Here is a 6766-nt window from a genome sequence, read left to right as displayed (position 1 = left end):
GTGCTCCTGTCCCGACGCGGAAACGCCGGCGGGGTGACGCGACGTCCATGACCGCGCCGTGCCCCACCGCCGATCCGTGATCCGGGGGTGCCTCTGTGTCTTTCCTCAAGCCCCGTCCATGACACCACGGAAATATCCCCGCAGTGAGGTACATGATCTTGTGGGTGGCCTGGCATTCCGGTTCCCGGGCGCGTTTCGTGACGTTCGTGGCTGAGCTCTGAGTCGTGCGCGCGCCGGCGGCGGCGCTGCTGCACCCCGGACCTCGCCGGTCCGCTCGGCCAAGGGCCGGCAGTTCTTGTGGGGCGGGTCGGGCAGCAGACCAAGGGCGAACTCCCGAGCCCGGTGCCGTGGTTCGACCCGCGCGAAGCGTCCCGCGATTCGGCCATGAGGGCCTCAGATCCTTCTCGCCGACCGGCAGGGTCTTACGCCGCGCCCCGCGGCTACCGCCCGAACTTCGTTTGCCCACACACCAATCAATGGTCATCGGTGGCCGCGGCCGTCTCCGCGCCGTCCCCACCAGCAAGATCACCTCTCGCAGCAGACTTCAGCCAAAGAGCACTTCCGACGAAAACACCTTTGGGCGGAATCAGGACGGCTACCCTCTCACTCATGAACGACCATATGTATGTCCATGTCCCCACGGATTTCTGGGAATTACTGGAGAAAGCGGACTACGACGAGATCGAGACCGGCACCCGCTCCGCAGACCAGTGGTCGTCGGTGGCTCAGGCTGTGTTGTCCGTCGGCAACGAGGGACTGGCGGTCTCGGCGAACCTGGTGGGCATCTATCTCGCTCGCGAGCAGATCGCCGACTTCGCCCGGCGCACCGCCGCCTGGTTCGGCTTCCGTGTCCCTGAGCCCGGGACCGAGGCCGGCGGGGTCGGCGCGGGCACGCCACCGCTCGTGTTCACGATCACCACGGGGCCGCCCGGCAGCGAGGTCCGTATCGAGATCAGGTCGACGCCGGGCCCCGACGGTACTCCTGCCCTGGACACAACCGCTCTCACCGGTGCCCTCGTGTCCGCGATCGACACGCCGTCCCCGCCAGCCGTGCCCCGTACCACCGATTCGCCCGCGGCCGACTGATGGGACTCTTCGCCGCCCACCGCATGGCGGAGTACGAGAAGGTCGAGCGGGCCATCAAGGAGCTGCAGCAGCTGGGGCGGCGGGAGGGTACCGCAGCCGCGGCCGACGGTTCCTGGACGCTCATGCGCCGCTGCTTCGACAAGATGGCCCGGGGCAGGGCGTGGTATGCCCCACTGACCCTCAAAGCCTCCAGGGTCTCGTTCGGCATGCACGCCGAGCTGGGCCAGTGGTTCTTCGCGGCCTGCAGCAGCCTGTCCTACAGCTCGGCGGTCGCCATGATGGACGCGGAGTGCAGCAAGCGAGGGGCGCCGTTCCCCGAGGCATTCTTCCCCGACATGCAGATGATGGCGGAGATGTCGGTGGATGTGGCTCACCGGGCAGGGGTCCCCCTCGTCGGCTGTCTCGTCGCGGAAGCTCTGACCGGCCTGCAGATGGGTGACCGCACCATCGCCCGTGAGACGTCCGACTTTCTCGACGGCGAGGACGTCGTGCAGCGCCTGCGTGCGCTCCGGCGCAGTGTGGGGGAGGCCGTCCAGCAGGCGCGAAGCGCCTCGAAGGCCACAGGCGTCGACACCGTCGCGGCGCTGCGGGTGATGGCCGACGAGATGCTGGTCCGCGACCTGGACACGACGCTCGACGAGTTCTCGAAGGGGCACATCCTCTCCGGCTCCAACACCGTGTCCGCCGTCCTCGCGGCGAGCAAGACGTCCCGCTCGGTCGTCTACGTGGCGCCGGGAACGACCTCCGGCGCGGCAATCCGCATGGACGCGCCGGAGACGGGCCGCGAGCTGTGCGAGAGCGTCGCGCTGCCCGGTCTGCGGGTCGAGGCCGTACGGGACCACCTCGAGAAGATGCACGCGGTTCTGTCGTCGGGCGAACCGCGGAAAAAGGTCCGCGACCGGGCGGTCCGGGACGCGCACGCCGCCGTGGGCGATGCCGTCTGGAAGCCGCTGCTCACTGCCTGGCCGGACCTCATGGGGACGCGCGTCGCCCTGGTCCCCCTGGGCGAGAGCGCACGGCTCCCCCTCTACACGGCGCCGGCGGACGACACCGGCACCCCGGCCTGCGGCCTCATGGATCTCACCGTGGCGCCCTCGGGCAACGCCCTGATGTTCGCGGGTGCCTGGCCCCGACCGTCTCAGATCGATCCCTTGGTCGTGGCCGATCCCTGGTGCGACGACGGCGCGGGCGCCGGGCCGATCCCCTTCACCGTGCCGGAGGCCCGGGATGTGGCAGCCGTGTACGGGGTGAAGCCCATCATTTTCCGGGAAGAGACGAAGGCCACCGCCGCCGAGGACGGCGGGGACCGCTTGCGCGGCCTCACCAGGTCCCCCGGTTCCGCTGCCCTTTCGGGAGCCGCCCCGCAGGAACTGTCGGACCTGATGGCGTCCGCCAATCTCATCCACCTCGCCGGCCACGGCTTCCTCGACCCGCAGAATCCGCTGGACTCCGCCGTACTGCTGGGTCGACCCCTGTCTCTGTCAGCACTTCTCGGACACGACCTGCGACGCGGGACGACGGTCGTCCTCTCCGCCTGCCATTTGGCCGGCATCGGCACCCGTCTGCCCGGCGAACAGCTCGGCTTTCCCGCGGCGCTGCTCGCCATGGGAGCGAGTTCCGTGGTTGCCGCGCTGTGGGCCGTCCCTGATACCGAGGAGACCATCAGGTTGATGTCCACGTTCCACGGGGAACTCGCGCGCGGGACCTCCCCGTCGGCCGCGCTCGGCCAGGCCGTGACTCGCGCCGCCGCCGACGACGCCCGTCCGACGATGTGGGGTCCCTTCACCCACTTCGGCGCCTGAGATCCGTTGCGAGAGTTGATCCTGCTCGTTGCTGAAACGTCCCTCAACTGACGTGGTACGGACCTGTGCAAGTCGCGGCGCGACCCTACCGGCGCCAGGGAAACCGGCGCGGATGCCGTGCCGCTGCCCGGCCCCCTGCCACGGAAGGCTGGGAACCAGCCTCGGTGGCTGCACGGAAACGATCAACACCGCATGCGGTATTCGGCCACACCGATGCCCGTCGGCGGTCCGGCAGGACACCCTTCCCCACGGCCCACAGCCGCTGCGGGTACCTCAGGATTCCGGGATGTCGAACAGCGACTCCTGCGAGGCCGTCAGGGAGTATGAGTTCACCTTCGGCCTCTTCTTCGTGCTGCGGTTGCGGACGCGGGTGGTGCGGTCGCGTGGTGTTTCCCTGCTCGTTTCGAAGCCGATGACGACGCTGTACCCCTCTTGAGCGTGCTGCAGCCCTAGGTCCCGCAACTGCTCGATGCTGGTTCCCACGGTCCCGACAAGGCCGTGCTTCACCAAGTCCGTGAACTGCGAGCTGACGAGGTAGCCGCCCTGTCCCGCCAGTGGGCGAACTTCAGTTTCTGGCGGAACCGTTCCTTCCCTGTACTCGATGGGTAACAGAACCACCCAATACGCGTATTGAGGGCGATTCCCGGTAAAGGCTCTGCTGGCAATCGAGAGTCGAGAGCGGCCGGGTACGGCCGGCCACGGGGGAACACCATGAATACTCTTGTCTGCTTCAGGATCTGGAAGTCCTAGAAGGAGCCCGCGGACAGCAAGGAGGCCAGGCACCTCCTCATCACCGTCCAGAACGCCGGCGACGAGAAGTGCGACCTCTACCGCTACCCCCACCTACGGCTCGGCGCCGACGCCCAAACCACGGTCCCCGTGATCGAGGACAGCGACCCGGACCCGGGGGCGCCCGTCGCCATCGCTCCGGGGGAGGAGGCCTACGCCGCTCTGCTCGTCAGCGGCGGCGCCAGGGACGAGTACGAGGCGAACGTCGCCCTGGACTTCATCATGTCCAAGTGACGGACCCCGACCGGGCCCCCTTCCCCGCGGCCGACCAGACCGCTCGAACGGCCAGGAGACCGCGCTTCCCACAGCAAACCGCCCTGGCCGAACGCCTCGGGCATCAGCGACGCGGCGGCCCGCGGTGACCTGCTCGTCGTCCGGAGGCGGCCGCGCCTCCGGGATTCAAGGAACTCGCCCTGGAAGGGCGTCCCCGTCATGGCCGGCACCGGGTGGCGAGAGCAGACGGCTACACGCCGTCCGGCCGTCGAGCAGGGCCTCGACGACGCACACGACGGCAGGTGGCCTTCGCCACAATTTGCACATTTCAGGACGGATGAATGCGTATAAGTGGTTCTGGAGCTGATTGCACTCCTTGGGCAATCAGCTCCAGAGATTCAGAGATCAGTGGCATGGGAGAAGCGTTTGATCACGGCACGTGAACGACGTACCAGGCTGGTGGCTGCGGCCGGCGTACTCGGCGGCGTACTCGCAGTCACGGCCCTCGGTGGTACCAGCAACGCTGCCACCGGCGGCAACGATGCCGGGAACCACCCGAAATCGCAGGCACGGGTGGATCAGGCGGCCGCCCAGGACGCTTCCGACGCCCAGATAAAGATCACGCCCAGGCAAGGCGCCCGCAACGTCGGGATCAACGACCCCGTCAAGGTCGCCGTCAGCAACGGCAAGATCACCAAGGTGACCATGATCGCCGTCGCGACCGGTACCGAGATTCCGGGCACCCTGTCCGAGGACGGCACGTCCTGGAAGCCGAACGGTCGGCTGGAACGGGCCACCCAGTACCAGGTCGCCGCAGACGCCGAGGACGCCAAGGGCCGCTCCGTCACCGGGAACGCCACGATCACCACGGTCTCTCCGGCCGGCGACTTCCTCGGGCGCGTCTCACCCCAGGACGGCTCGACCGTCGGCGTGGGCATGCCGGTGACGGTCAACTTCGCCAAGGCGATCAGCGACAAGGCTGCCATGGAGTCGAAGATCCAGGTCAGCTCCAGCAGCGGCCAGCGGGTCGTCGGCCACTGGTTCAACGACGACCGCCTGGACTTCCGCCCCGAGAACTACTGGAAGCCCGGCTCCACCGTCACCGTCAAGCTCAACGCCCACGGCGTCCAGAAGACGGTCACGTTCAAGATCGGCCGGAGCCAGATCAGCACGGTCGACGCCAGGACGAAGCAGATGACCGTCGTACGGGACGGCAAGACGATCAGGACCATCCCGATCTCGTCCGGCAGCCCCGAGCACCCGACGTACAACGGCCGGATGGTCATCTCCGAGAAGTTCGGGCAGATCCGCATGAACGGTGCGACCGTCGGTCTCACGAAGAAGGACGGCAAGCCCGCGTACGACATCGCGGACGTACCGCACGCCATGCGCCTGTCCGACTCGGGCACGTTCATCCACGGCAACTACTGGAGTGCCGACTCGGTCTTCGGCAAGGTCAACACCAGCCACGGCTGCGTGGGCCTGAAGGACGTCAAGGGCGGCGGCGACGGCAGGCAGCCCGCCGCGTGGTTCTTCGACCACTCGATGATCGGTGACGTCGTGATCGTCAAGAACTCCGACGACAAGACCAAGCTGGCCCCGGACAACGGTCTCAGCGACTGGAACATGCCGTGGAGCGAGTGGGTCGCGGGCAGCGCGACCGGCTGACGCCAGGTCACGTTCCGCGCAGAGGCCCAGCGGGTCGGCCGGGTCGGCGTCCCGCTCGACCTCCTGTGACGTCTGCCAGGTGCGCACCTGCTCGTAGGTGAGGAGCCGGGCGAGCCGGGCACCCCGGCGCGTGGACGACAACTGCTGCGTGAAGGTTCGTACGGCCGCGGGGAGCTGGGGCGTTGCTGCGTTCATGGGGGCACGGTGACGGGCGTGAGGCGCCGGGTGCCAGCAGCTCGCCGCGTACGGGGAGTCACCGTACGGAGGTGCTTGGTGGAGAGTGCGGTGTCGGGTACGAACCCGCGCTGTACCAGTGGACCGGTAGCTCGGTCGGGCCGCCCACGCGGAAAGGGGGCGTGGGCGGCCGCTGTGGCTGCGCAGAGGAGCCGGAGCCCGGAGTGTCGAACTGCTGAGCTTTCGCGATCTTCGGTGGCGCGGGACGGCGTCAGACTCGGCTGCAGTGGTCTCGAAGCTCGGAGATGACGGCTTTCTCACGCGCGTTGACGTCACCGTCCACGGTGGCCACCTGCTCGGCCGCGTCGAGGATGTCGCTCAGATCCCCTGACTCGGCGTCTATGCGACGCCACACCTCGGCGGGGTCGATGCCGACAAGGTGAGCGAGCTGTTCGTCGACCACCTGATGCTGCTCCCGAACCACCCTCGCCAGGTGCCGCATCAACAGCGTCTCATCGTCGGCCATCTTGCGGTTCGCCCTGATGACGAGCCATGCGACCCACAGCATCAGCTGCGGGTGCCGGCTGCTCTTGCTCAGATTCTCGGCGAGTTCGATCACCCGCGCCTCGTTCCGGAAGACGGCCTGCGCGTGCCTCCCTGCGACCAGCGTCGTATAGCGGTTCAACACCACCGCGAGGGGAACGCCGACCACGGGGATTCCGATCTTGATGACGTTGCGCTGCAGGAGATACTTCCCGACGATGGGGAACCCCTTCGCGGCGCTGAGTACCGCTTTGGAGTAGAAGCGCTTGATCACCGGCCGGACCATGACCGGGACCGCCTTGACCACGCCTTCCCGGACCACTTCCCCGCTCTTGATCGTGAAGGCCACGCGAATGAGCTTCCACATGTCATCGGGATCGGACAGGTCGAGCGGGACCCGATAGAGGACTGAGAGGGCGTTAAGTCCGTTTCTTGTAGCGGCCTCGTCCGGGTTGGGTGAGGAAGCCTTGGCGGGTGAGGCGTCCGAGGCG

The 6766-nt window shown here is 67.8% G+C and carries 4 protein-coding genes and 4 pseudogenes; 4 read left to right on the top strand and 4 right to left on the bottom strand.

The window, feature by feature from the left end; translation table 11 throughout:
- Positions 1 to 261: 261 nt before the first annotated feature.
- Positions 262 to 378, bottom strand: a pseudogene (locus tag DEP02_RS34840) (IS701 family transposase); the annotation flags it as partial.
- Between the two features lie 231 nt (positions 379 to 609).
- Between DEP02_RS34840 and DEP02_RS18355 the strand changes: the two are divergent.
- Both DEP02_RS18355 and DEP02_RS18350 read left to right on the top strand, forming a co-directional pair.
- The gene (locus DEP02_RS18355) at positions 610 to 1086 is read left to right on the top strand and encodes a hypothetical protein (protein WP_157977482.1); all 477 of its coding nucleotides are present in this window, start codon (positions 610 to 612) and stop codon (positions 1084 to 1086) included.
- Positions 1086 to 2888, top strand: coding sequence for a CHAT domain-containing protein (locus DEP02_RS18350; RefSeq protein ID WP_112468724.1), 1803 nt, complete (start codon positions 1086 to 1088; stop codon positions 2886 to 2888). The genes DEP02_RS18355 and DEP02_RS18350 overlap by 1 nt, the downstream gene beginning before the upstream one ends.
- A 273-nt stretch (positions 2889 to 3161) precedes the next feature.
- On the opposite strand, the gene DEP02_RS33540 is transcribed toward DEP02_RS18350, so the two are convergent.
- A complete protein-coding gene (locus DEP02_RS33540; RefSeq protein WP_157977481.1) occupies positions 3162 to 3371 on the bottom strand; it encodes a hypothetical protein in 210 nt (69 codons plus the stop codon).
- Between the two features lie 291 nt (positions 3372 to 3662).
- Between DEP02_RS33540 and DEP02_RS18340 the strand changes: the two are divergent.
- Positions 3663 to 3911 (top strand): annotated as a pseudogene (locus DEP02_RS18340) (DUF4232 domain-containing protein); the annotation flags it as partial.
- A gap of 405 nt (positions 3912 to 4316) precedes the next feature.
- Complete coding sequence (locus DEP02_RS18335; RefSeq protein WP_112468720.1) at positions 4317 to 5558, top strand: L,D-transpeptidase; 1242 nt, start codon at positions 4317 to 4319, stop codon at positions 5556 to 5558.
- 72 nt (positions 5559 to 5630) lie between these two features.
- Here DEP02_RS18335 and DEP02_RS34835 read toward each other — a convergent pair.
- Positions 5631 to 5753, bottom strand: a pseudogene (locus tag DEP02_RS34835) (ATP-binding protein); the annotation flags it as partial.
- A gap of 250 nt (positions 5754 to 6003) precedes the next feature.
- A pseudogene (locus DEP02_RS18325) lies at positions 6004 to 6766 on the bottom strand (hypothetical protein); the annotation flags it as partial.

The organism is Streptomyces triticisoli (genome assembly GCF_003270085.1).
Taxonomy (GTDB): Bacteria; Actinomycetota; Actinomycetes; order Streptomycetales; family Streptomycetaceae; genus Streptomyces; species Streptomyces triticisoli.
Note: the sequence above shows the minus strand (reverse complement) of the source record. Positions and strands in the feature narration are given on the sequence as shown.